Origin of the sequence: Kitasatospora misakiensis (assembly GCF_042656005.1) — a bacterium.
Classification (GTDB): domain Bacteria; phylum Actinomycetota; class Actinomycetes; order Streptomycetales; family Streptomycetaceae; genus Kitasatospora; species Kitasatospora misakiensis.
Map to the genome: position 1 here is coordinate 1 of NZ_JBHSOF010000155.1, position 601 is coordinate 601.

Here is a 601-nt window from a genome sequence, read left to right on the forward strand (position 1 = left end):
CCAGAAACGTTCAACTTCCTCGGGTTCACGCACATCAGCGGGAAAGATCGCAACGGCAGGTTCATGCTGATACGAAAGACCCGCCGGGATCGGATGACGGCAACTCTGAAAGCCATCAAAGACGGTCTGCGAAGGCGCTGGCATTACTCAATCCCCGAACAGGGAAAATGGCTCAGGAGAGTGGTTCAGGGATACCTGAACTATCACTCGGTACCGGGCAACTTCCCCACCATGCAGAAGTTCAGGACACACGTAACAAACCTCTGGCGCCGGGCGCTCAGGCGCAGGAGCCAGAAGGATGATACGACCTGGACGAAAGCAAACAAACTGGCAGCCGCATGGCTACCAAGGGTTCGGGTTCTTCATCCATGGCCTGTGGAGCGGTTCACCGCCAGACACCCGAGGCAGGAGCCCGGTGCGTAAATCGCGCACGCCGGGATCTGTGCGGGGGGTATCCGGTAACGGGTATCCCTACCGCGACATTGTGTGGTGGGTTGAAAAATGAACGTTTACACGCCGGTTGAGCTACGTCAGATTGTCTCCTTTCCCTTTTTTGCCGACCTGGTGCAGTGCGGCTTTCCCAGCCCGGCTCAGGACTATG

General features: G+C 57.4%; 1 protein-coding gene. It reads left to right on the forward strand.

Features of this window, described 5'->3' with window-relative positions; translation table 11 throughout:
* The coding region (locus ACFP3U_RS37015; RefSeq protein ID WP_004172088.1) for an RNA-dependent RNA polymerase family protein at positions 1-423 on the forward strand (423 nt) is incomplete at its 5' end.
* Between the last annotated feature and the right edge of the window lie 178 nt (positions 424-601).